The organism is Polynucleobacter sp. 73C-SIWE (genome assembly GCF_018882465.1).
Lineage (GTDB): Bacteria > Pseudomonadota > Gammaproteobacteria > Burkholderiales > Burkholderiaceae > Polynucleobacter.
This window is the reverse complement of sequence record NZ_JACVOK010000001.1, coordinates 1157293-1179406: the sequence shown is the minus strand read 5'-3', so window position 1 is coordinate 1179406 and position 22114 is coordinate 1157293. Positions and strand designations below refer to the sequence as shown.

20 protein-coding genes, 1 tRNA gene, 1 other RNA gene, 2 pseudogenes and 1 riboswitch are annotated in these 22114 nt (G+C 45.8%); of the genes and pseudogenes, 16 read left to right on the top strand and 8 right to left on the bottom strand.

The genetic code is table 11. The features are described 5' to 3' along the window. Window positions 1-29: 29 nt before the first annotated feature. Window positions 30-647: a Crp/Fnr family transcriptional regulator gene (locus ICN17_RS06110; protein ID WP_216236577.1), complete on the bottom strand. Its 618-nt coding sequence runs from the start codon at window positions 645-647 to the stop codon at window positions 30-32. 81 nt (window positions 648-728) lie between these two features. Continuing rightward, window positions 729-944: riboswitch (cobalamin riboswitch) on the top strand. 143 nt (window positions 945-1087) lie between these two features. Here ICN17_RS06110 and ICN17_RS06105 point away from each other — a divergent pair. The 5 genes and pseudogenes from ICN17_RS06105 to ICN17_RS06085 all read left to right on the top strand — a co-directional run bounded on the left by ICN17_RS06105 (window position 1088) and on the right by ICN17_RS06085 (window position 4683). Continuing rightward, on the top strand, window positions 1088-3043 hold the full coding sequence (locus ICN17_RS06105) for a TonB-dependent receptor domain-containing protein (protein WP_216236576.1): 1956 nt from the start codon (window positions 1088-1090) through the stop codon (window positions 3041-3043). Between the two features lie 28 nt (window positions 3044-3071). Then, window positions 3072-3353 carry a hypothetical protein gene (locus ICN17_RS06100; protein ID WP_216236575.1) on the top strand — a complete coding sequence of 94 codons (282 nt, stop codon included), beginning with the start codon at window positions 3072-3074 and terminating at the stop codon, window positions 3351-3353. Next, a pseudogene (locus ICN17_RS10445) lies at window positions 3328-3546 on the top strand (cell division protein ZapA); the annotation flags it as partial. The gene ICN17_RS06100 and the pseudogene ICN17_RS10445, both read left to right, overlap by 26 nt. Window positions 3547-3645: 99 nt before the next feature. Beyond that, window positions 3646-3864, top strand: a non-coding RNA gene (gene ssrS, locus ICN17_RS06090) — 6S RNA. Continuing rightward, complete coding sequence (locus tag ICN17_RS06085) at window positions 3865-4683, top strand: sulfite exporter TauE/SafE family protein (protein WP_216236574.1); 819 nt, start codon at window positions 3865-3867, stop codon at window positions 4681-4683. On the opposite strand, the gene ICN17_RS06080 is transcribed toward ICN17_RS06085, so the two are convergent. The 6 genes from ICN17_RS06080 to ICN17_RS06055 all read right to left on the bottom strand — a co-directional run bounded on the left by ICN17_RS06080 (window position 4684) and on the right by ICN17_RS06055 (window position 11730). Further along, window positions 4684-6207: a malonyl-CoA synthase gene (locus tag ICN17_RS06080; RefSeq protein WP_216236573.1), complete on the bottom strand. Its 1524-nt coding sequence runs from the start codon at window positions 6205-6207 to the stop codon at window positions 4684-4686. It abuts the gene before it with no gap. A gap of 38 nt (window positions 6208-6245) precedes the next feature. Then, window positions 6246-7229, bottom strand: a complete 984-nt coding sequence (locus tag ICN17_RS06075) for a tripartite tricarboxylate transporter substrate binding protein (protein WP_216236572.1) — start codon at window positions 7227-7229, stop codon at window positions 6246-6248. 164 nt (window positions 7230-7393) lie between these two features. After that, a complete protein-coding gene (locus ICN17_RS06070; RefSeq protein ID WP_216236571.1) occupies window positions 7394-8698 on the bottom strand; it encodes a malonyl-CoA decarboxylase in 1305 nt (434 codons plus the stop codon). A gap of 153 nt (window positions 8699-8851) precedes the next feature. After that, complete coding sequence (gene lgt, locus ICN17_RS06065) at window positions 8852-9643, bottom strand: prolipoprotein diacylglyceryl transferase (RefSeq protein WP_216236570.1); 792 nt, start codon at window positions 9641-9643, stop codon at window positions 8852-8854. Between the two features lie 3 nt (window positions 9644-9646). Next, window positions 9647-10111, bottom strand: a complete 465-nt coding sequence (locus ICN17_RS06060) for a DNA polymerase III subunit chi (protein ID WP_216236569.1) — start codon at window positions 10109-10111, stop codon at window positions 9647-9649. 14 nt (window positions 10112-10125) lie between these two features. Beyond that, on the bottom strand, window positions 10126-11730 hold the full coding sequence (locus tag ICN17_RS06055) for a leucyl aminopeptidase (protein ID WP_216236568.1): 1605 nt from the start codon (window positions 11728-11730) through the stop codon (window positions 10126-10128). A gap of 162 nt (window positions 11731-11892) precedes the next feature. Here ICN17_RS06055 and lptF point away from each other — a divergent pair, with 162 nt between their 5' ends. From lptF to ICN17_RS06040, 3 genes are all read left to right on the top strand, one after another. Next, entirely contained in the window at window positions 11893-13008 is a 1116-nt protein-coding gene (gene lptF, locus ICN17_RS06050; RefSeq protein WP_216236567.1) for an LPS export ABC transporter permease LptF, read from the top strand. Next, window positions 13005-14159, top strand: coding sequence for an LPS export ABC transporter permease LptG (lptG, locus tag ICN17_RS06045; RefSeq protein WP_216236566.1), 1155 nt, complete (start codon window positions 13005-13007; stop codon window positions 14157-14159). The genes lptF and lptG overlap by 4 nt, the downstream gene beginning before the upstream one ends. 62 nt (window positions 14160-14221) lie before the next feature. Next, window positions 14222-15163 (top strand): CysB family HTH-type transcriptional regulator, encoded by a 942-nt coding sequence (locus tag ICN17_RS06040; protein WP_216236565.1) that lies wholly within the window; start codon window positions 14222-14224, stop codon window positions 15161-15163. A gap of 38 nt (window positions 15164-15201) precedes the next feature. Here ICN17_RS06040 and ICN17_RS06035 read toward each other — a convergent pair. Next, a tRNA-Leu gene (locus ICN17_RS06035) sits at window positions 15202-15286 on the bottom strand. A gap of 152 nt (window positions 15287-15438) precedes the next feature. Here ICN17_RS06035 and ICN17_RS06030 point away from each other — a divergent pair. From ICN17_RS06030 to rng, 8 genes and pseudogenes are all read left to right on the top strand, one after another. Next, window positions 15439-16158: a YebC/PmpR family DNA-binding transcriptional regulator gene (locus ICN17_RS06030; protein WP_216236564.1), complete on the top strand. Its 720-nt coding sequence runs from the start codon at window positions 15439-15441 to the stop codon at window positions 16156-16158. A 41-nt stretch (window positions 16159-16199) separates the two neighbouring features. Then, window positions 16200-17477 (top strand): phosphoribosylamine--glycine ligase, encoded by a 1278-nt coding sequence (gene purD, locus ICN17_RS06025; RefSeq protein ID WP_216236563.1) that lies wholly within the window; start codon window positions 16200-16202, stop codon window positions 17475-17477. A 36-nt stretch (window positions 17478-17513) separates the two neighbouring features. Then, window positions 17514-18425: an oxygen-dependent coproporphyrinogen oxidase gene (gene hemF / locus ICN17_RS06020; protein ID WP_216236689.1), complete on the top strand. Its 912-nt coding sequence runs from the start codon at window positions 17514-17516 to the stop codon at window positions 18423-18425. Then, window positions 18413-19111 carry a nicotinate-nucleotide adenylyltransferase gene (locus ICN17_RS06015; RefSeq protein WP_370625953.1) on the top strand — a complete coding sequence of 233 codons (699 nt, stop codon included), beginning with the start codon at window positions 18413-18415 and terminating at the stop codon, window positions 19109-19111. The genes hemF and ICN17_RS06015 overlap by 13 nt, the downstream gene beginning before the upstream one ends. 46 nt (window positions 19112-19157) lie before the next feature. Then, a pseudogene (rsfS, locus tag ICN17_RS06010) lies at window positions 19158-19544 on the top strand (ribosome silencing factor); the annotation flags it as partial. Between the two features lie 34 nt (window positions 19545-19578). Further along, window positions 19579-20022 carry a 23S rRNA (pseudouridine(1915)-N(3))-methyltransferase RlmH gene (gene rlmH / locus ICN17_RS06005; RefSeq protein WP_216236561.1) on the top strand — a complete coding sequence of 148 codons (444 nt, stop codon included), beginning with the start codon at window positions 19579-19581 and terminating at the stop codon, window positions 20020-20022. Continuing rightward, window positions 20015-20650 carry a nucleoside triphosphate pyrophosphatase gene (locus ICN17_RS06000; protein WP_370625952.1) on the top strand — a complete coding sequence of 212 codons (636 nt, stop codon included), beginning with the start codon at window positions 20015-20017 and terminating at the stop codon, window positions 20648-20650. Before rlmH ends, ICN17_RS06000 begins: the two co-directional genes overlap by 8 nt. Beyond that, window positions 20647-22110: a ribonuclease G gene (rng, locus tag ICN17_RS05995; protein WP_216236560.1), complete on the top strand. Its 1464-nt coding sequence runs from the start codon at window positions 20647-20649 to the stop codon at window positions 22108-22110. Before ICN17_RS06000 ends, rng begins: the two co-directional genes overlap by 4 nt. The last annotated feature ends 4 nt before the right edge of the window (window positions 22111-22114 follow it).

Below are 22114 nucleotides of genomic sequence, written 5' to 3'. Positions count from 1 at the left end.
CTGCCCAAATGGGCACAATCCCTTAAAACCTAGATAAATAGCTCTTTATGCTTAGTTTTAAGGCGACTCAAGGTCTCAGGGGAGAGATTGAGATAGGCAGCCAATTCCTTTTTGGGGAGTAACTCAAATAAGTTTTCATATTTACGCAGAAAACGCTCTACTCGACCTGGAGCATCGAGCATATGCAAGGTAATTGTGTGGGCCATGATCTCACTCATCAAACGCATCACTTCGAACTCAAAGCTTTCTTTAAGGGGCTTATGCTGATCCAAGAATTCTGCCCACTTTTTGAGCGGCATCCGAGCCACTCGCGCCTTGGTTACAGAGGCAATACTGTAGGGAGCAGCAGTCTTCAGGCGCCAAGCGGCATAGCTAGTCTCAATGTCTTTTTCGATAGCGAAACGTAGAATCATTTCTTTAGCATCGGCACTCGAAACAATGCGCTTCAAAATGCCATCTAAAACAAAGTATTGTTCCATTTGATGGTCGCCCTGATGCAGCAAAATCTCTGACTTTTTGAGGTCAGAGATCTCTAAATGCCGCTCTAAGTCGGCCATAGCATCCTGATCCAAGCTTTTTAAGACTGAGTTTTGACTCAATTGGAGACGAATCAGGTTTTTTTCGGGGTGCTTATCTAATGCTGTCATGAATCCTTAATCCTTAGCCCTTCATTGTAGGCTTTTTAAACTACAAATTAGATAAAAACCCTAATCCCCACTAGAGTTGGGCTAGAATTGAGTAGTCGTGGTGCTCTATTGCAATGCAATAAAGTTAAACGGGAAACACTAAACGTGTGCTGCCCCCGCAACGGTAGGTAAATACGCCTTTTGCTCATTTTTTAGGCGTTAGGAATCTGACAAAGCCACTGTGCGCGTCAATCGCATGGGAAGGCCAGATTCTGATATTTACTAGCCCGGATACCGGCCAAGACAGGTGGAATTTCGCGGACGGGGACCTTCGCGCGCCGATGACAGCGCCTGGTCCCAAGATCTCGCGCCAAATTGACGCCTGAACCCCCGCACGTGAAATTCTGTTCGACCCAGCTTACGGGGAAGTGAGCTAGGCATTCGATAACAGAAAGCATTTCATGAAACAGCAGTTCAGTAGCACACTTAGCGCACTCCTCTGCGCTGGTCTAACCATCCTTAGTGGTACAGCGTATTCACAAAATAACTCCAATGTTTCGGTAGCAGCAGCTCCAAATCAAATGAATCCGATCATTGTTACCGCAACACGTACTCCGACCAAAGCGAGTGATGTGTTGGCAGATAACGTATACATAGGGCCAGAAGAGATCCAGCAGGCCGGGCAGACAACCTTAGTTGAATTGCTACAAAAACAAAAAGGGGTAACCATTTCGAGCTACGGAGGTGGCGGCTCGAATTCCAGCGTTTTTCTGAGAGGCACAACCAATAATCAAACTTTAGTATTAATTGATGGTGTTCGTGTAGATGACTCCTTTAGTGGTGGCGCTAACTGGTCAGTTATTCCACTAAATGTCATCGATCACATTGAGATTATTTTTGGCCCTCAAAGCAGCTTGTATGGTGCGGATGCAATTGGTGGCGTCATTCAGATTTTTACAAAACGTGGGGAGGGGCCACCTAAACTCAATGCCTCAGTTGGGTATGGCACCTATGGAACTTCCATCAGCGAAGCCAGCATTAATGGTTCAACAACTGGTGACCAAAAAATTAGCTACTCCTTAGCGGCCTCCCAAACGCTCTCAATGGGATTCAATACCATCGCGTCAAATAACAAGGATGGCATTACGCCTGGCAATAGAACAGGCTATGTACAAGATAGTGCGACAGGTAGAGTGTCTCAAGAGTGGCAAAAAGGGCAAGAATTTGGTCTTCAGTTTTTACAAAGTCGACTCAATAACCAACTACCTGCGCTAAATGGTCAAGATGGATTGCAACAAGTTCAGAATCAAATTTCTCAGCTTGGCACCTATAGCCTCTACTCTAAGAATCAAGTAACTGATGCCTGGAAAAGTCTGCTGCAAGCTTCCGCACAAACAAGTAATGCGCTAACACACTCACCAACCTCAGGTGATTACTCTGCGTATGACAGCACTCTAAATCAAAGACAAAATATTTATACCTGGCAAAACGATATAAGCTTAGGTAAAGATCTTTTGCAAGTATTAGCTGAGAGAAGAACGCAAACTGTTTCAAGTAGTCAGTTGAATTACAACTCCACTGAGTTTCCATTTCCGCTACTTGGCTTTAATCAGTCTCGCAATACAAATTCAGGGGCTTTAGCCTATCAACTAAAGCGTGAATCCAACATTGCAAACTTTTCTATTCGTAATGACAGCATTACTGGATATGGCCCGCAAACAACAGGTTCAGCTGCATATGGCTATTTCTTTACAAAAGAATGGCGCGCTAATATCAACTATGGAACTGGCTTTAGGGCGCCTACTTTCAATGATCTCTACTACCCTGGCTACGGAAACCCCGCAGTTCAGGCAGAGAAGAGTAAAAATACGGAGGCTGGATTACATTTCGAAAAGTCTACGCTCGAGGGGCACATCGTTGTTTTCAGTAATTCCATCTCAAACCTCATCCAAGTGAGTAAAGCAAATTGCCCAGCCGGAACAAATCCATACACGGGGTGTGCGTCTAACGTTTCAAGCGCCAATATCACCGGACTCACTCTAAGTGGAGCGAGCCAGATAAATAGCCTCAATCTGAAGGGTTCATTTACTCAACAAAATCCTGTTAACCAGGGTTCGGATACAACTCTAATAAAACAAGCAAAGCAGTATGGAAATATAGCGGCGGAGTATATTTATGCCAAAGTGACAGCTGGAGTTGGTGCAACATTCTCTGGCAGGCGAAATGACTATCTCGGCGATGCTTCTGGGATGGGCGGCTACACCATCTTCAACCTCTACGCTAACTACGACGTAGCAAAAGATCTCAGCCTATTTGCACGCTGGAATAACGTTTTTAACAAAGATTACCAACTCAGTTATGGTTATAACACCCCAGGCTCTAATGCATTCGTAGGGTTGCGCTACGCCATGAAATAAGCCTCTATTTTCAGACTACAATGCCAGTATGAATGAGCCAAACCCTCTTTCCTCTGGCGATGTAGATCTGGATGCCCTCAGCGCATCCATTCAACGCCTATCTGAAAAGATTGCATTAGTTTCTGATGCTGTTAAAAATCTATCGCAGAACCGGGTTCAGCTTGAGGGAAAAATTGAGGGTGCACAGAAGCGCATTCAACACATCTTGAGTCGCTTACCAGAACAAAGTGATGGCCGCCAACTGAATTTACTTGGCGAAGCTATTCCACCCACCAACGCAGAGGATGATAGTGAGCCAACAACGCATTGAAGTAACCCTAGCTGGACAAAAGATTACTCTTGCTACCAGCACAGAACACGAGTCTTTGCTTCGTGCAGCATGCGTATTGGTTGATGAACAGATTCAATTAGCTATTAGTGGCGGTAACCGCAGCATTGAGCGAGCTAGTATGATGGCGGCACTTAAAATTGCTGGTGATCTTATTAAGCTACAAACACAATCGCAACAAAGCCCTCCTTCTAATGTAAGTTCTGATGAAGTTGCAAGACTTCAAGCAGAAATCCATACCCTTGAAGATCAAGTAGATGCTTTGATGCAAACCCTTTCCCTGCCTGGTTCGCCAAGGCCAATAGTTCCTTGAACCGATGCGCAAGCATCCGGAACGATCTTTACCTTGTGGGCGTGAGCGTTTTGCTGATTCACAGTGCCAACTTAGACTTGGTTACTCCCTGAATCACTTAATGCACCCGAAACAGAGTAGCCGTTCCACCTTGAACCTTAGGGTTCAGGATGACGGCCTAGCGGCCAAGGCGGGGAATTCATGTTACTAACTGATATTGCAATGCTTATGCTATGCGGTAGCATCGCAGGCTTTCTGGCGGGGCTTCTTGGCATCGGTGGCGGCATGATCCTCGTGCCCTTCATGATCTTAGTGTTCAATCATCTGAATTTTGATCAAAGCGTCATCGTGCACATGGCAATTGCAACCGGAATGGCTACCATACTATTTACAACAACCTCTGCAATTTGGGCGCATCACAAACATGGCTCGATTGATTGGAAGCTGGTTGCTGCATTTAGCCCTGGATTGGTTGCAGGGAGTCTCATTGGTGGAAGTGAAATTTTTGAGGCGCTCAATACTTCATGGCTATCTCTCTTTTTTGCCATCTTCATTGTTTATACTTCTATTCAGATGATTCTCAATAAAAAGCCGGGGGCTGGTCGTGAGTTACCAGGCAAACTAGGATTATTTTCATTCGGAGCCTTTGCGGGTTGCCTATCCAGTTTAGTTGGCGCAGGCGGCGCATTTATTACGGTACCCTTTATGCTTTGGTGCAACGTTAAACCCCACGTTGCAATGGCAAGCTCTTCTGGCTTAGGATTTCCGATTGCAGCAGCAGCAACCATAGGTTATATGTATGGTAGCTGGGACTACCCCAACCTTCCTACTGGATCATTAGGTTTTGTATACGTGCCAGCCGTTGCATGCATCGTGGCAGTCAGCATCTTCACTGCTCCACTAGGAGCCAAGATGGCGCGCAAGCTTAATGTTGCTCAGCTCAAACGCATCTTCGGCGTCATGTTGTTTTTCCTTGCAGCGTTCATGTTCAATGAAAGCCGCAAGGCATTTGGCTTCTAATTACTGCGTGTACTGCTGACGCAAGATATTCTTTTGTACCTTACCCATAGCATTACGCGGTAAGTCAGCAACAATTTCCAAGCGCTTTGGAATCTTAAAATTAGCAATCTGCGTTTTGAGTGTTGCAATCATTGCTTCTGCATTTAACTTCGCGCCAGCTTTAGGCACCACTATCGCCATGACAGCCTCGCCAAAGTCAGGATGCGGAATGCCAATCACGGCACTCTCATCTACACCATCCATGTCGTCAATAAAGCCTTCGATTTCTTTTGGATATACGTTGTAACCACCAGAAATAATGAGATCCTTACTGCGACCAACGATGCATAAGTAGTCTTTTGGCGCTTTGCCGCCATTGGCATCGCCACCCCAACGTCCAACGTCACCAGTCTTAAACCAGCCGTCTTTCGTAAATTCTTCTGCAGTTTTCTCAGGCATGCGCCAGTAGCCCTTAAATATGTTTGGGCCTTTGACTTGGATGCTACCAATTTCGTCTACACCACATGGCTTATTATTTTCATTCACAACCCTTACCTTGACACCAGGCAATGGCAAGCCAACAGAACCGCCGACACGAGCACCCTTATACGGATTAGAAACTAACATGACTGTTTCACTCATACCGTAACGCTCCAAGATTGGCTGACCAATTACTTGCTTGAAGGTATTAAATGTTTCTGTCAATAATGGCGCTGAACCAGAAATGAACAAGCGCATATTACGCGCCACCTTCTTGTTAAAACCTTTGTCAGCCAACAAACGTACATAGAAAGTAGGCACGCCCATCATTACTGTGGATGCAGGCATATGCTTAATCAGTTGAGCCGTATCTAAACGTGGCAACCAAATCATCTTGCTTCCGTTAACCAATGCACCATGAGCTGCGACAAATAATCCATGAACGTGGAAAATAGGCAATGCATGTAGCAGCACATCACCTTTTTTCCAACCCCAGAATTTTTGTAAAACTTGAGCATTACTACCCAAGTTTTTATGCGTCAACATCGCGCCCTTGCTACGGCCAGTAGTGCCTGAGGTATATAGAATGGCTGCGAGGTCATCATCCTTAGCGGAGACCGTTGAGAACTTATCACTCAAACCGCCTGCACGCTCCAGCAATGTCCCTGTACGATTTTCATCGAGGGTAAAGACATGCTTGGTGCCCGCTTTGGCGGCTGCCTTAGATACCCAAGAATAATTCTTACTACTGCACACCACTACTGCTGGCTCAGCATTCTCCAAAAAGTACTGGATTTCAGCGGACTGATAGGCAGTATTAAGCGGCAGATAAACATAGCCGGCACGAATCGTAGCTAAATACAAAAAGAGAGCCTCAGGAGATTTCTCGACCTGGACAGCAACCCGAGAACCAGCAGGCAGCTTAAGACTCTTGAGAAGGTTTGCCATCTTGGCGGTGGCACCCTCAAGGTCAGCCCAGGAGTAATACAAACCATCATGCGTTTCTAACGCGCATGTTTTCTTATCTTTTGGAAATCCCTTTTCCAGTAAAGAATATAAATTCATTAAGGCCCCGAATACAGTCTAGTAATTGCAGCGATAGATCAGTCTAGGGTAGCGCCAGATTTCTTAACCACTGAAGACCAACGAGTAACGTCAGCACTTACCTGCTTACCAAAAGCCTCGCCATAGAGGTTAGGAGTATCAGATCCATTCTTTTCCCAAATTGCTTTGAGCTTAGGAGTATTAAGCGCTTTTTGAACCTCAGCAATCATCTTATCGACGATGGGCTTAGGAGTGCCTGCTGGGGCAAAAATTGAGTACCAAGTTGAGACAACATAGTCTGGCAAGCCCGCCTCTTGGAATGTAGGTACATTTGGAATGGCAGGTGAACGTTTGTTTGAGGCTACAGCAATTGCCACCAACTTCCCAGCATTAATTTGGGGTGCTGAAGTAGCTAAGCCATCAAACTCTAAATCAATCTGACCTGCAAGCAAGTCGTTCATTGCAGGACCGGCACCACGGTAGGGAATATGGGTAATGAAGGTACCAGTTTGAATCTTAAAGAGCTCGCCAGCCAGGTGATGGACGGTACCGCTACCAGCACTAGCAAAGTTATATTTGCCAGGATTCTTCTTCATCAGATCAATGAATTCCTTAGCATTACGAGCGCTAACACGCTGCGGGTTCACCACTAATACCTGGGGAACGTTTGCCAACATGGCTACTGGAATAAAACTTTTCTCAATGTCGTAATCGAGGTTCTTGTACATTGATGGCGCAATAGTGTGATGTGTTGCACCAATGAACCAGGTGTAACCATCTGGGGCTGCTTTTGCAGCAACCGAGGCGCCAACTGTGCCCCCAGCACCACCACGATTGTCGATGATAAATTGTTTGCCAAGCTGCTCGGTTAACTGGGCAGCCAAAGGTCTTGCAAAGGCATCAGTTCCGCCTCCAGCAGGGAACGGGTTTAGGAACGTAACTTGTTTTACTGGCCATTCTTGAGCCATTACCACTAAAGGTGCAGCACAAACCAATAATAGAGCCTGCTTTACCAGGCTTGCAAATCTCAATTGCTTCAACATTTTTTGTCTCCTCCACTTGCCGTTTTTATCGGCTATATATTCAAGATTGCTACATTAATAAAACCTTCTTTATTACTACTTTATGCCGACAAGCTTACTCCATCTAGGCCCAAGACGAATACTCTACGAACTCTGCCTTGGTAAGTCTCCTCCAAAACTCCTCATCAGGGGGTCATTAAACGGCCCACCGCCCTTGAATAATCAATCTCCCCCAGGGTAAACCGCTCGTGGTTTTCCTCTACGGAAGAAAGATCGTATAGATAGTTAACCATTAATGCCGCTGATTGGCGTAAGCCTTTGCGAGAAAGGTCTCCTGCCCAATTAATTTGATGCAATCTTGCTCCATTGCCTAGGTGAAACTTAGCCACCGGATTGCCATTACGGCCAGCAGAACCAAGACCTAAATAAATACTCGCCAGACACATTAATGCAGATTTTTCTTTTTCAGTCGCATTATCAGGATGCCATCCAGAACTTAAGCGCTCAGTCCAAGACCGCTTCTCTAGACCGATAATTTCTAGTGCCTGCTCGCGTGCAGTTCTAATGGCAGGCTTGAGTTGTACGCTGGCTTTTTCACCACCAATATCAGCACCGCTAGCTACCCAGTCAATAAATCCAGGAATGGGTGACAAGGTCACAAAAGTTTTTAGGCCAGGAAACTCTGCATGCAATTGCTCAGCAACCCGCTTAATTAAGAAGTTACCCATAGAGACGCCGCGTAATCCAGGTTCGCAGTTACTGATGGAATAAAAGGCTGCTACTTTGTAATTAGAGGTTTGATGAACTGTTTCTGCTTTTTTATCCACAAGCGGCGTAATCACTGCGGGGATCTCAGGCAGCAATGCCACCTCAACGAAGATCAATGGCTCATTGGGTAACTGAGGATGAAAGAAGGCAAAGCATCTGCGATCAGGCTGCAGGCGGCGGCGCAGGTCATCCCAGCCATCAATCGCATGTACCGCTTCATGTTGAATGAGTTTTTCTAAGACCTCTGCAGGCGATTTCCAATCAACCCGATGCATCTTCAAAAAGCCAGGATTAAACCAGGAAGAAAGCAGGTGGCGTAAGTCAAAATCTACGGCAGTTAACTCAGGCTGTTTATCTAGTAGTTGCAAAAGATCACGACGCATGGCCACTAATGCAGCAGTACCATCTGTTGCGCGATTTAGGCGACGAAACAATTCTTGTCGTGGTGGCTCAGCAACCCGCTGCAATTTAATATAGTTGCGAGCATTACCTTCCGCAGAAAAATTTTGCGCTGCAGCCATTACTGCTGCAGGGTCTGGATTGAGTTTTTGAAATAAGAAAGTAAAAAACTTTGCGTGCTGATCTTTAGATAACTTACGATAGTTATCAATGACCTCATCAGCCATACTGACGGCATTAGACTCGCCGCGCTCAGAAATGAGGCGATTGACCGCACCGGTAACGCGCGAAAAATATCGGGCTTTTGCTAACTTTTCAAGCATGAGGTCTTTTCAGAAATACTACCTACAAAATCCATAAATCAATGTATTCCTGCAAAGGCAAGGAAATCAATGAAGCTGTGATTGTATCTAGAGAATATAGGTATTTAGATATTATTGCGTTGCAACATAACTACTTGAAGCCTGAGGCATTTTTTATGCGTTGAACTTAGATTTAAATGCCGTCATGAGGTAAACACCGAAGAGCATCATCGGCAAACATAACCATTGCCCCATTGATAAACCCAAGCCTAGCAGCCCGAGAAAGGCATCTGGTTCACGCGCATATTCCGCTAGGAAGCGACAGACGCCATAACCCAATAAGAAAAGTCCTGAGACCTGACCTACACGATGCTGCTTGCCAGAGTAAATCCACAGCACCACCCCCAACAAAATACCTTCGCCCAGAAATTGGTAAATTTGAGATGGGTGGCGCGGGATGCTATCGACCAGCGGAAACACCATGGCCCAAGGCAGATCTGTAGGACGCCCCCACAACTCGCCATTAATAAAGTTGCCTAAGCGACCAAAGGCCAAACCAAAGGGCACTAGAGGCGCTACCAAATCACTCACAACAAAAAAAGTAGTGTTCCGTTTTTTGGCAAACCAATACAAGGCAGTCAAGACGCCCAATAAGCCGCCGTGAAAAGACATGCCGCCTTCCCAAATTTTCAGAATATCTAAAGGGTTAGTAAGATAATGGCCGGGCATATAAAACAGGACATAACCTAGACGGCCTCCAAGAACAACGCCTAAGACGCCTGCAAATAATAGATCTTCCAAATCCTTATAGCCCCAATCTAATGCTTGATAGCGTGGCGCACGGATACGTAGACGACCTAATAATAAAAACTGTGCAAAGGCCATGAGATACATCAGGCCATACCAATGAATCGCAAATGATCCAATGCGAATTGCAGCTGGATCAAACTGGGGATGAATCAACATACCTTAACTCTTTGATTGGTCAAAATTATGCAGCTCGTGACCAAGGTCGCGATACGCCTTATAACGCTCGCGCCCTGCTAGGCGCTCTGCCTCATCAACTGTAACCACCTCAACAATGCGAGGGAAGCGGGCAACTAATGCGGCTACATCTTGGGGCATTCGCATTCCTAGATGAATCATGACATCGGCATGAGGCACCCCCGCTAGGTCTGGAGAAGCAAAATCATCGGTCAAGACTATCGGAGTATCAGCTGCAGCTTCATCATCGATAAAGCAATGCGGTAAAAAATCAGTACCACTGAAAGTCCAAAGTAGCTCATCTAATTTTTTGAGGTCAGCTTTCTCGCCAACCATGATGATATTGCGCACAGGTTGACCTACAGCAGTAGCGCTCCAAATTTTGCGCGTTAAACGACAGACGTATTCCAGCTTATCAGCTACATTGCTATGAAAGTCGATGCGAGCCATATCAGGAGAAAAACTTACTTCTGCTCAAGCAAGAAGTTCACCAGCAAAGGGACTGGACGTCCAGTAGAACCTTTGGCTGCACCACTCTTCCAGGCAGTCCCCGCAATATCTAAGTGAGCCCACTTGTACTTCTCGGTAAAACGCGACAAGAAGCAAGCTGCTGTAACGCTACCTGCGGGGCGCCCGCCAATATTAGCCACGTCAGCAAAATTGGACTTGAGCTGCTCATGGTAAGCAGTATCTAGAGGTAAGCGCCAGACAGTATCTAAGGAAGCTTTTCCCGCCTTAGTCAGAGCGTTCACTAAATCTTCATCCTCTGAAAACAGGCCGCTATGTACATGACCCAAAGCGATGATGCATGCCCCAGTTAATGTGGCGATATCAATCACCGCCTTTGGCTTAAAGCGCTCAACATAAGTGAGCGCGTCACACAAAATCAAACGACCTTCAGCATCAGTATTCAAAATCTCGATAGTTTGGCCAGACATGCTCTTCACAATATCACCAGGACGAGTTGCTTGACCTGATGGCATGTTCTCGCAGGTTGGGATCACGCCGATCACATTCTTATTGAGCTTCATCAAGCCAGCTGCATACAAGGTGCCAATGACTGAAGCGGCGCCACACATGTCGTACTTCATCTCATCCATGGCTTCGCCTGGTTTTAATGAAATTCCACCGGTATCAAATGTAATACCTTTGCCAACTAAGACAATCGGTGCATCACTAGCCTTACCGCCTTGATGACGCATCACAATAAATTGAGGAGGTGTTGCAGAGCCCTGGGCAACAGACAAGAAAGAACCCATACCCAAAGCCTCTATTTGCTTTTTGCCAAGCACTTCGACCTTCAAGCCAACTTTTTTACTGAGGCCTTGAGCAGTCTTTGCTAAATAAGTAGGAGTGCAAACATTTGGGGGAAGATTGCCCAAATCTTTTGCGAGGTGCATGCCTTCGACCATCGCGAGCCCTTGCTCTACAGCAGACTTAAGCTCCTTAGCGCAAGCGTTATTGCCTGCAAATACTAAATGCTTAAAAGTGTCGGCTTTGTCTTTGGCTTTAAATTTCATGGCAGGTTGACGTACACTAAAACGATAAGCTTGATCACCGGCATACTGAATAGTTAAACGCACTTCTTCTGCAATCAATTCTGCTTTTTGTCCAAAGCTCGGCACAAACCAGAGCGCACTTTCAATCGAGCCACCACTTAAGGCTTTTAATCCTGCACGCACCACTTTTGAAAAACTATTCAAACTACGTGCACTTTCAAGATGCAAGTCGCCGGTACCTAGCAGGAGAACACGTTTTACCTTAACGCCATTTGTAGTCCAAGATTTTTCAGCACGCAAAAGACATACAGATGATTGCTTGTCATCAAGATCGCCTAGTAAATTGGCATGGGCTACCGAGCCGCCCAGTAAATGATCTAGCTCGGCCAAAAATCCAGTCTTATTTTTCGCAGCTTTTGTGCCGCTAAAAGCATCTAAGTCTGCTTTGGAGTAGCCCAAAACCAAGCAGTCAGAACTTTGCGCTAGCAAGCTTTTTAGACTGGAATTTAAGGCTTTTGGGCTTTGGAGGTCGGCCTGAGGGAAAATCTTGGTGCTAAATTGAATTGTCATAATCTATTGCGGTATGTTTAAGTCGATTCAAGAGGGTAGGAAATTACTAAAACGGCACTTTTATCCATTATCCTCCGACATGAGATGAACTTCTTTTATCTGCACCAATATAAGCCATATAGACCCCACCAATAACCCCAGAATCCAGATAAACAGTTTTAGATGATTTTTAACCAAGCCCTTCGCCGCGAACTCAGTTTTACGACTGGCGGGGTATTTTTGGTCCTAGTCACCATCATGGTTACCACCTTGGTGATTCGAATTCTGGGTTACGCCGCTAATGGGGCAGTCAATCCAGAAGATGCGCTGGTCTTAATTTCGCTGGCAACTTTGGGCTACTTAGCAGTCCTGTTAACCGTATCGCTATTTGTGGCCACGCTGATCGTTTTAGTGCGCTGGTATAAAGACTCGGAAATGATTGTGTGGTTTGCAAGCGGTCTCAGTATTACCAGCTTAATTCGTCCCATTCTGCAATTTGCGATGCCTCTCATTATCATCATCGCTCTCTTAGCACTATTTGTATGGCCTTGGGCTAATCGCGAATCCACACTCATCAGCCAGCGTTTTCAGCAACGTGACGATGTTTCTATGGTGAGCGCAGGACAGTTCAGAGAATCAGCGAAAGCTGAGCGGGTGTTCTTTATTGAAGAACTCGACATCGATAAAAGCGAAGTAAAAAATATTTTTGTAGCCGATTCTAAGAATGGCAGGCTAAGCATTGCCGTCTCCGCAACGGGCTACATCAAAAACTCTGCTGGCGGAGAAAAATCAGTCATTCTTCATAATGGGCGGCGTTATGAAGGGCAGCCTAATCAGCCAGACTTTAGGATTTTGGAATTTGAAGAGTACATCACCAAGGTGCATAGTAAAGATACTTTGGCGCCACCACCTCGCGATCGAGAAAAAACTATTCAGGAATTAATTAATGAGCCTAACCCTGCATTTGTTAACCCTAGTAGGGCTGAGCTCCTCTGGCGCATTGGCCTACCACTCATGGCACTTGGATTAGTTCTGATTGCGATTCCACTGGCTTATGTCAATCCACGGCTTGGTAACTACACCGCCATGTTCTATGCCGTCTTAATTTATTTAATCTATAGCAACCTACTCAATCTGACTCAAAATTTTGTGGCTAAAGGGAAAGTGGAGATGCTAGTTGGCATATGGCCGATTCACTTACTTGCACTACTGATTGCTATCGTCCTGATACGCAATCGTATCAATCCATCCTTGAAGTGGTGGCGTCGCCAACTACCCGCTAAGTTTTCAAGCAAATGAAACAGTTATTTCCCTTCATCTATGAGCGCTACCTAGCGAAGCAAATTTATGAAGCATTTGGCTTCATTCTGTTTGCACTCGTCGCCCTATTTTTATTCTTCGATATCTTGAGTGAGCTTGGATCTGTCCAAGGTGGCTACACATTGCCACTTGCGCTCCTTCATGTTCTCTTGAAGGCACCAAGTCGTATCTCCGAAATCATTCCTATTGCTGGGCTGATCGGCAGTATCTATGTATTTGCCATGCTCGCTAGCCAATCTGAATTTACGATTTTGCGTATTGCTGGATTAGATGTGAAACGTGGTCTCATCACCCTCACTAAAATTTCGCTGCCACTCGTAGCACTCACACTCATTATGAGTGAATGGGTTGGGCCCTACACCGAGGCTAAGTCAGATCAAATTCGCATGAAGGCACTGGGCTCTGCTTACTCCTCGCAATTTAGAACTGGCGTGTGGGTGAAAGATCGCTTACGTGATGAGGATGGCAGTGGGCCAGTACGATCTGGCGTCCGTTATGTCAACGTAGGCAAAGTCGATAAAGATAATGCGATTCACAATATTCGCATGTATGAGTTTGATGATGCCTATCGCCTACTCTCTATTAGAAGCGCTACCTCAGGTCAATTTGATGAAACCGGAATCTGGGTGCTTAACGATGTTACCGAAACTCGCTTTAAAGAAACAAAACAATCCGATCCATTGAACCCAGTCTTTTCTTCGCAAACATTTACTCACCCCATGCTGACTCTTGAGTCAGAAGTCACGCCCCAAATTTTGAGCGTGCTACTCATTAGCCCAGAAAAAATGTCTATCCTTAGTTTGGGTCGCTTCATCTCCCATTTACGCGACAACAAACAAGATGCTCAACGCCATTCCATCGCCTTCTGGAAGAAAGTGGTTTATCCCTTTACGATTTTTGTGATGCTAGCTTTGGCATTACCTTTTGCCTACTTAAAAGTACGTGCTGGTAGTGTAGGCATCAAGGTTTTCGGTGGAATCATGCTCGGTATGAGCTTCCAACTCTTCAATTCCTTATTCTCAAACGTGGGTCTTTTGGGATCTTGGCCGGCTTTTATGACGGCCTTAACACCACCCCTTGTCTATCTTTTACTTGCAATCATTGGATTGCGCTGGGTATCTAAGTCTTAATACCCAAAATTCATTTAGAATTTGGTTCCTATATCATTGTTGGTATATAGACAGGAATCCCCATGAATCTTCATCAATTTCGCTTTGTCCGCGAAGCGGTTAGACAAAACTTCAACCTGACAACAGCCGCTAAGGCACTCTTTACGTCTCAGCCTGGTGTATCCAAGGCCATTATTGAGCTCGAGGATGAATTAGGTGTGGAGATCTTTCGCCGCCATGGCAAACGGATTCGCTCGCTCACTGAACCAGGCAAAAGAATTCTGAGTTCGATTGAACGCATTTTGGATGAAGTCGAAACCTTAAAGCGTGTTGGCAAAGATTTTGCGAGTCAGGATCAAGGTAACTTTGTAATCGCAACCACGCATACACAAGCTCGCTATGCACTTCCTAAAGTTTTAACTGAATTCACTAAACGCTTTCCAAAAGTACGCGTTAGCATTCAACAAGGTAACCCAGGACAAATTGCAGAGTTACTAACTCATGATCGGGCGGATATTGCGATTGCCACTGAAGGTATTGCTAATACCCCTGGAGTGCTGGCGCTACCTGGTTATCAATGGCAGCACGTAGTGATGGTGCCCTTGAGTCATCCACTCCTCAATCAAGCAACGTTAACCTTAGAAGAGATTGCGAAGTATCCCATCATCACTTATGACAAAGCGTTTGCAGGCCGCAGCAAAATTGATGCTGCCTTTGCACAACGAAACATCACTCCAGATATTATTTTGGAAGCAATTGATGCGGATGTCATTAAAACCTATGTAGAAACTGGTATGGGTATTGGTATTGTTGCTGGTCATGCATATGACCCGGATAGAGACCGAAACCTCAAAGTGATTCAAGCGAGCCACCTGTTTGGCAATAACGTAACGCATCTTGGTGTCAAACAAGGCGCTTACCTCCGCTCCTTCGTCTATACCTTCATTGAGCTCTTCTCGCCGACCTTAACCAAGAAAATTGTCGAACAGGCGATGAATAACGAATCGGATTCGTACGAAATTTAGGTTTTTGAAAAAACTCAAAGACTGAACCGTCATTTGAGTGGTGCCTCGGGGCGGACTCGAACCGCCACGCCTTGCGGCACCGGATTTTGAGTCCGGCACGTCTACCAATTCCATCACCGAGGCAGGTGTTTGCAGTGGAAATTCTGCTGAGTTTGATGCTTTGTTACTGCTAAGACATGAGAGTGTAACAAAAAATGGCTCCTAACCTTCTACCTTTGGTCTAGAACCCCTTAAAATGAGTGCTTCTAGCCAAATTATTAAAAGGAATTACCCGTATGGCCGGCCACTCGAAATGGGCCAATATTCAGCACCGCAAGGGTCGTCAAGACGAAAAACGCGGCAAGATTTGGACCAAACTCATTAAAGAAATTACTGTTGCCGCTAAATTGGGTGGTGGTGATGTCGCAACCAATCCTCGTTTACGCTTGGCGATTGATAAAGCCAAAGACTCAAATATGCCTAACGACAATGTGCAAAGAGCAATTCAGCGGGGCACAGGTTCGCTTGAAGGCGTGAACTATGAAGAGATTCGTTACGAAGGTTACGGCATGAATGGTGCTGCGATTATTGTTGACTGTTTGACTGATAACCGCACCCGTACCGTAGCTGAAGTTCGCCATGCATTTAATAAGAATGGTGGCAATATGGGCGCTGAAGGATCGGTGGCTTTTCTATTTAAGCATTGCGGTCAAATGTTATTCGCACCTGGTACCAGTGAAGATCAACTCATGGAAGTTGCCTTAGATGCTGGCGCTGAAGATGTCATTACGCATGATGATGGTTCGCTTGAAGTTCTCTCTCCAGTGCCAGAATTTAGCAAGGTGCAAGATGCGATTAGCCAAGCAGGTCTCAAACCTGAATTAGCTACTGTCGCAATGCGCCCTGAGACCGAGATTGCCCTAGAGGGCGAACAGGCTGAAAGTATGCAAAAACTATTAGACGCCCTTGAAAATCTCGATGATGTTCAAGAGGTCTTTACGAATGCTGCTCTTTAAATAAATATTTTTCCCATAACCCATTTAAGCCACAGCTAGCTATGAAAATTCTTCTCATTGGATCCGGCGGACGCGAACATGCATTAGCTTGGAAGCTTGCACAATCGTCTCAAGTACAAACCGTCTATGTAGCACCAGGCAATGGTGGCACTGCCACCGCTAAGCAGGCTACTGCTGGCATTGAGAATCTACCAATAACCGGCTTACAAGAGTTAGCAGACTTTGCAAAACGTGAAAAGATTCATCTCACCGTAGTTGGCCCAGAGGCCCCTTTGGCAGCCGGAATTGTCGATGTTTTCCGTAATAATGGTTTGCGTATTTTTGGCCCAACACAATTAGCAGCTCAACTGGAGTCGTCTAAAGATTTCTCTAAAGCATTTATGAAACGACATGGTATTCCGACAGCGGATTACCAAACCTTCTCTAGCGCTCTAGAAGCTCATGCCTATATTGACGCTAAAGGTGCACCAATCGTGATCAAGGCTGATGGTCTTGCTGCTGGTAAAGGTGTTGTAGTAGCAATGAGTCTGGATGAAGCACATGCTGCGGTCGATATGATGCTGGCAGATAATAAATTCGGCAATGCTGGTGCGCGTGTTGTGATCGAAGAGTTCCTGACTGGTGAAGAAGCCAGTTTTATTGTGCTTGTTGACGGCAGAAATGTTCTTGCACTAGCAACCAGCCAAGATCACAAACGCTTACTCGATGCTGATCAAGGTCCCAATACTGGCGGTATGGGTGCTTACTCCCCTGCCCCAGTTGTCACTCCAGAAATTCATGCACGCGCATTACGTGAGGTCATCATGCCAACAGTCAAAGGCATGGAAGCAGACGGGATTCCATATACCGGCTTCTTATATGCTGGCCTGATGATTTCTCCAGATGGCAAGCTTAAAACATTAGAATTCAATTGCCGCATGGGAGATCCAGAAACCCAACCCATCATGGCTCGCTTACGTAGCGATCTAGTAAATGCGCTAGACCATGCTGTGGATGGCAAGCTCAATGAAGTGGAGTTGGAGTGGGATCGTCGTACTGCATTAGGTGTTGTACTCGCAGCCCACAACTATCCAGAGACTCCCCGTAATGGCGATGTGATTACTGGTATTCCAACTGATACTGAAGATCAAATCACCTTCCATGCGGGTACTCAATTACAAGATGGCAAGATAATGACTTCCGGTGGTCGTGTGTTATGCATAGTAGGCCTTGCAGATACCGTTCGTGGCGCTCAGCAAAAAGCTTATGAAGCAATTAATCACATTCATTTTGATGGCATGCAATATCGCAAAGATATTGGCTATCGCGCGGTTAAATAAGATAGAGGCTATCCCTTGACATCCCTTCATACCCAAATTGATATCGCGGCCCTAAAAGATTATTTCTTAGGCTTACAGGATCGTATTACGAGTGCAATGAGTGCGCTTGATGGCAAAGCTTTTATTGCTGATGAATGGCATAAGCCTGAAGATAGCAAACTCAAAGGTTATGGTCGTACCTGCACTCTAGATGGCGGCAATATTTTAGAAAAAGGTGGGGTTGGTTTCTCGCACGTACGTGGCGATCAAATGCCGCCTTCCGCTTCCCATCACCGCCCTGAAGTAGCTGGTCGCAAATTTGAAGCTATGGGAGTGTCGCTCGTCTTTCATCCCAATAATCCCAAGGTTCCTACTACCCATATGAATGTGCGCTGCTTTATTGCGCAAGCACCTAATAAAGAACCAGTCTGGTGGTTTGGAGGCGGCTTTGACCTAACCCCCTATTACGGCGTTGATGAAGACTGCATACATTTTCATCAGACCGCTAAAGATGCGCTAGATCCATTTAGCGAAGCACTCTACCCACGCTTTAAGAAATGGTGTGATGAATACTTCTACCTCAAACATCGTGAAGAGCCACGTGGTATTGGTGGCGTGTTCTTTGACGACTTCAATGAGTTGGGCTTTGAGAAAAGCTTTGCGATGACACGGGCCGTGGGTGACGCGTTTATCAATGCCTATCTACCGATCGTAGAGCGTCGTTATAAAGATGCTTTCACACCAGAAGAAAAGGCTTTCCAAGAGTACCGTCGTGGTCGTTATGTTGAGTACAACCTCCTGTTTGACCGGGGCACGATCTTTGGCCTACATTCAGGTGGCCGCACTGAATCCATTTTGATGTCAATGCCACCAGTAGTTCAGTGGTGGTACAACTGGCAGCCAAAACCGGGTACACCTGAGGCTAAGCTATATGACTATTACCTCAAACCACAGGATTGGCTGGGTTGAGCACTACTCAGAAAATAGGCATCCTAGGGGGAACCTTTGATCCACCCCACATAGGCCACTTGAAACTAGCAAGTCATTTTGCAGAAATACTGCAATTGGATGAATTGCTACTCATTCCCAGTGGTGAGCCATGGCAGAAAGGCTCAGATATCACGCCCGCAGAAATTCGCTTTCAGCTGACTGAAGCGGCAGCCAAAGATTTAGCCAGAGCATTCTTGTACTTAAAAATTCCAACCCGTATTGGTGTTGATCGTATTGAGATAGAGCGCGCTGGCCCAAGCTATAGCATTGATACCGCTAAATCTCTACGTGAGCGCTTTGGGCCAAAAGCCAGTCTGATTTGGTTGACGGGGGTAGATTCACTGATCAACCTTCCAACCTGGAACTCGTGGCGTGATCTATTTAAATATATGAACTTTGCGGTAACCAGTCGGCCGCATTACGATCTCAATGCTGAGATAGGCACTGAAATTCAGGAGTTACTGAAAGTACATCAGGTAATGGACCCAGCCGCACTTGAAAAGCAAGCCTCTGGCCTCATCTACATAGATGAAAGCTTATCAGTAGACCTTTCCTCCACCGAGCTGCGTAAGCGCCTTAAAACACCGGCTCGTGGCCAGATTGAATCGGAGGAAATTTCATCCCACACCCTACAAATCATTACAAATCTGGGCTTGTATCAGTAATCAAGCTAAGATCATCCTAAATACAGAAAAATATCATCGAGAAACCATGGACTTACGTAAATTACAACGCGTCATTATTGATGCCTTAGAGGATGTTAAAGCGCAAGATATTCGCGTTTATGACACCACTAAACTGAGCGAGCTATTTGATCGCGTGATCATCGCCACTGGCTCAAGCAATCGTCAAACGCGATCGCTGGCAATGTCGGTCAAAGAAGATGTCAACGCTAAAGGTGGCGAAGTGATTTCCATTGAGGGATTAGAGACTGGTGAATGGGTCTTGGTAGATTGCGGTGATATCGTTGTTCACATCTTGCAGCCGATGCTGCGCTCTTACTATCAGCTTGAGGGTATGTGGGGTGCAAAACCAGTGCGGGTCAAATTGGCTGGCAGCAAAGGACTTGTTAAAGCAAGTGAACTTGAAGACGACGAGTAAATCACTCTCTTCATAATTGATTCGCTAGTCAATGCGCCTCACCATAGTTTCTGTTGGCCATAAAATGCCAGATTGGGTTGCTACTGCAACTCAGGACTATGTCAAACGCATGCCAGTAGATTGCAACATTGATATTAAAGAGATCAAGCCTGATCTCACACCGGCCAAAGAAGCCATCAAGATTGCTGCAGCTATCCCCAAGAGTTCAAAAGTCATTGCTCTAGATGAACGTGGCAAAGATCAAACTACACAAAACCTCGCCACCCAACTAGCTTTATGGCGTCAAGAAGGTTTTGATATCACCTTTTTAATTGGCGGTGCTGATGGCTTAGATCCCAGCCTGAAATCTAATGCACAAGCTATGTGGCGACTTTCTAGCCTGACATTGCCGCATGCAATGGCAAGAGTGGTACTAGTTGAACAACTCTATCGTGCCTGGACCATCCTACAGGGACACCCTTACCATCGTGAGTAATGCTGTGTTTTCTTTTATCTATCTAGCCTCGCAAAGTCCACGCCGCCAAGAATTATTAAAGCAAATGGGTGTGCGTTTTGAGATGTTATCGCCTAGTCCAGGTGAAGATACTGAAAGTATTGAAACCCCTCTGCCTCATGAAAATGCACGGGCTTATGTTGAGCGCGTTACCTTAGCAAAGAGTGCAGTTGCTTTGGCACGCTGGCAAAAGAGTGGGCTTTCATGGGCCCCGATCTTATGTGCCGATACAACAGTCAGTCTACCCAATAGTGGTGAGGGAGAGATTTTAGGAAAGCCAGCCGATGCTGCCGATGTGGATCGAATCCTTAAAAGGCTTAGCGGTAAAACACATGAAGTACTCACCGCCGTTGCATTGACTATCAATCCAAACGAACAACCGCTTTGCCTAGTGCAGGTATCTAAAGTTGAATTTGCCCTGCTATCCCAAGAGCAGATTGATTTATATATTGCTAGCGGAGAACCTTTTGGGAAGGCTGGCGCTTATGGCATTCAAGGGCTGGGTGGCGCATTCATCCCCGCGATTGAGGGCAGCTATAGCGGTATCATGGGGCTACCTATATTTGAAACTGCACAACTTCTAGAGCGCGCTCAAGTGACATGCATATGAATGAAGAAATCCTCATCAATATCACTCCACAAGAAACACGGGTTGCTTTAATCCAGCAAGGTGCCGTTCAAGAGCTACAAATCGAACGTACTCGCCAACGGGGAATTGTTGGTAACATCTATTTAGCCAAAGTCGTACGCGTACTTCCAGGCATGCAGTCTGCTTTTATTGAAATTGGTCTCGAGCGTACTGCCTTCATGCACGTCGCTGATATCACTCAAAACAATCCGCAGGCCCAAATTGAAAAGCTCTTGTTTGAAGGTCAAACAATCTTAGTGCAAGTGCTGAAAGACCCACTGGGAACTAAAGGGGCTCGCTTAACCACTCAGTTAAGCATTGCTGGTCGCAATCTTGTTTACCTACCACCAGCAGGCAGCGATCCTGCCACCGAAAAGTATATCGGCGTATCGCAACGTATTGACCAACCAGAAGAACGTGAAGCGATTAAAGCCCGACTTGCAGGCCTCATGGCTGCTGATGAAAAAGGCGGCATTATTGTGCGCACTAGCGCCCAAGATGCATCTGATGCTGAACTTCTGCATGACATGCATTACCTGCGCACAACTTGGGAGAACATTCGGGTAGCGATGAAGCAAAATCCTGCTCCGAGCCTACTCTATCAAGACCTCAGTCTTGCTGAACGAGTGCTGCGTGATGTCTCCGGTGAAGACACCACGCAAATTCGGGTGGACTCTGCAGAGAATTTTGAGAGGCTCAAAGGATTTGCAAATTTGTATATGCCCAACCTATTGGGTAAGTTGACACTACATCGAGGTGAGCGCGCTCTTTTTGATTTATTTGATGTTGATGCCGAAATCAATAAAGCCTTAGGCCGAAGAGTTGATCTCAAGTCTGGTGGATATCTGATGATTGATCAGACTGAGTCAATGACAACCGTTGATGTCAATACAGGCAGCTTTGTTGGCGCCCGCAATCTAGATGACACCGTCTTCAAAACCAATTTAGAGGCTGCGCAAGCCATTGCTCGTCAATTACGTTTACGCAACCTCGGTGGCATCATCATTATTGACTTCATTGATATGCTGAGCAAAGACCATCAAGAATCCGTACTTCATGAGCTCAAACGTAATCTAGAGCGTGACCATGCTCGTACTTCAGTAAGTGAATTTTCTGCTTTAGGGTTGGTAGAGATGACTCGCAAACGCACTCGTGAGTCTTTAGCCCATATCACCTGCGAGCCCTGCTCCACCTGCATGGGCAAAGGTGAGATAAAAACTGCTCAGACGATTTGCTACGAAATTCTGCGTGAAATTGTCCGTGAGCATCGTCAATTTAACCCTCGAGAATTTCGAATAGTAGCCGCACCTGATGTCATTGATTTATTCCTGGAAGAAGAGAATCAATTTTTGGCGCAACTCGGTGACTTCATCGCCAAGCCAATCACACTTCAAGCGGAAGGTAGCTTCCGCCAAGAGCAATACGATATTGTTTTAAGCTAGCTTA

What these genes read in the sequence shown, in the direction of transcription:
- ICN17_RS06055 (WP_216236568.1), bottom strand. Translation starts at nt 11,730, where the DNA reads ATGACAATTCAATTTAGCACCAAGATTTTCCCTCAGGCCGACCTCCAA.
- rlmH (WP_216236561.1), top strand. Translation starts at nt 19,579, where the DNA reads ATGCGCCTCACCATAGTTTCTGTTGGCCATAAAATGCCAGATTGGGTT.
- rng (WP_216236560.1), top strand. Translation starts at nt 20,647, where the DNA reads ATGAATGAAGAAATCCTCATCAATATCACTCCACAAGAAACACGGGTT.
- ICN17_RS06100 (WP_216236575.1), top strand. Translation starts at nt 3,072, where the DNA reads ATGAATGAGCCAAACCCTCTTTCCTCTGGCGATGTAGATCTGGATGCC.
- ICN17_RS06085 (WP_216236574.1), top strand. Translation starts at nt 3,865, where the DNA reads ATGTTACTAACTGATATTGCAATGCTTATGCTATGCGGTAGCATCGCA.
- ICN17_RS06070 (WP_216236571.1), bottom strand. Translation starts at nt 8,698, where the DNA reads ATGCTTGAAAAGTTAGCAAAAGCCCGATATTTTTCGCGCGTTACCGGT.
- purD (WP_216236563.1), top strand. Translation starts at nt 16,200, where the DNA reads ATGAAAATTCTTCTCATTGGATCCGGCGGACGCGAACATGCATTAGCT.
- lgt (WP_216236570.1), bottom strand. Translation starts at nt 9,643, where the DNA reads ATGTTGATTCATCCCCAGTTTGATCCAGCTGCAATTCGCATTGGATCA.
- lptG (WP_216236566.1), top strand. Translation starts at nt 13,005, where the DNA reads ATGAAACAGTTATTTCCCTTCATCTATGAGCGCTACCTAGCGAAGCAA.
- ICN17_RS06080 (WP_216236573.1), bottom strand. Translation starts at nt 6,207, where the DNA reads ATGAATTTATATTCTTTACTGGAAAAGGGATTTCCAAAAGATAAGAAA.
- ICN17_RS06030 (WP_216236564.1), top strand. Translation starts at nt 15,439, where the DNA reads ATGGCCGGCCACTCGAAATGGGCCAATATTCAGCACCGCAAGGGTCGT.
- ICN17_RS06040 (WP_216236565.1), top strand. Translation starts at nt 14,222, where the DNA reads ATGAATCTTCATCAATTTCGCTTTGTCCGCGAAGCGGTTAGACAAAAC.
- ICN17_RS06110 (WP_216236577.1), bottom strand. Translation starts at nt 647, where the DNA reads ATGACAGCATTAGATAAGCACCCCGAAAAAAACCTGATTCGTCTCCAA.
- ICN17_RS06060 (WP_216236569.1), bottom strand. Translation starts at nt 10,111, where the DNA reads ATGGCTCGCATCGACTTTCATAGCAATGTAGCTGATAAGCTGGAATAC.
- ICN17_RS06075 (WP_216236572.1), bottom strand. Translation starts at nt 7,229, where the DNA reads ATGTTGAAGCAATTGAGATTTGCAAGCCTGGTAAAGCAGGCTCTATTA.
- lptF (WP_216236567.1), top strand. Translation starts at nt 11,893, where the DNA reads ATGATTTTTAACCAAGCCCTTCGCCGCGAACTCAGTTTTACGACTGGC.
- ICN17_RS06105 (WP_216236576.1), top strand. Translation starts at nt 1,088, where the DNA reads ATGAAACAGCAGTTCAGTAGCACACTTAGCGCACTCCTCTGCGCTGGT.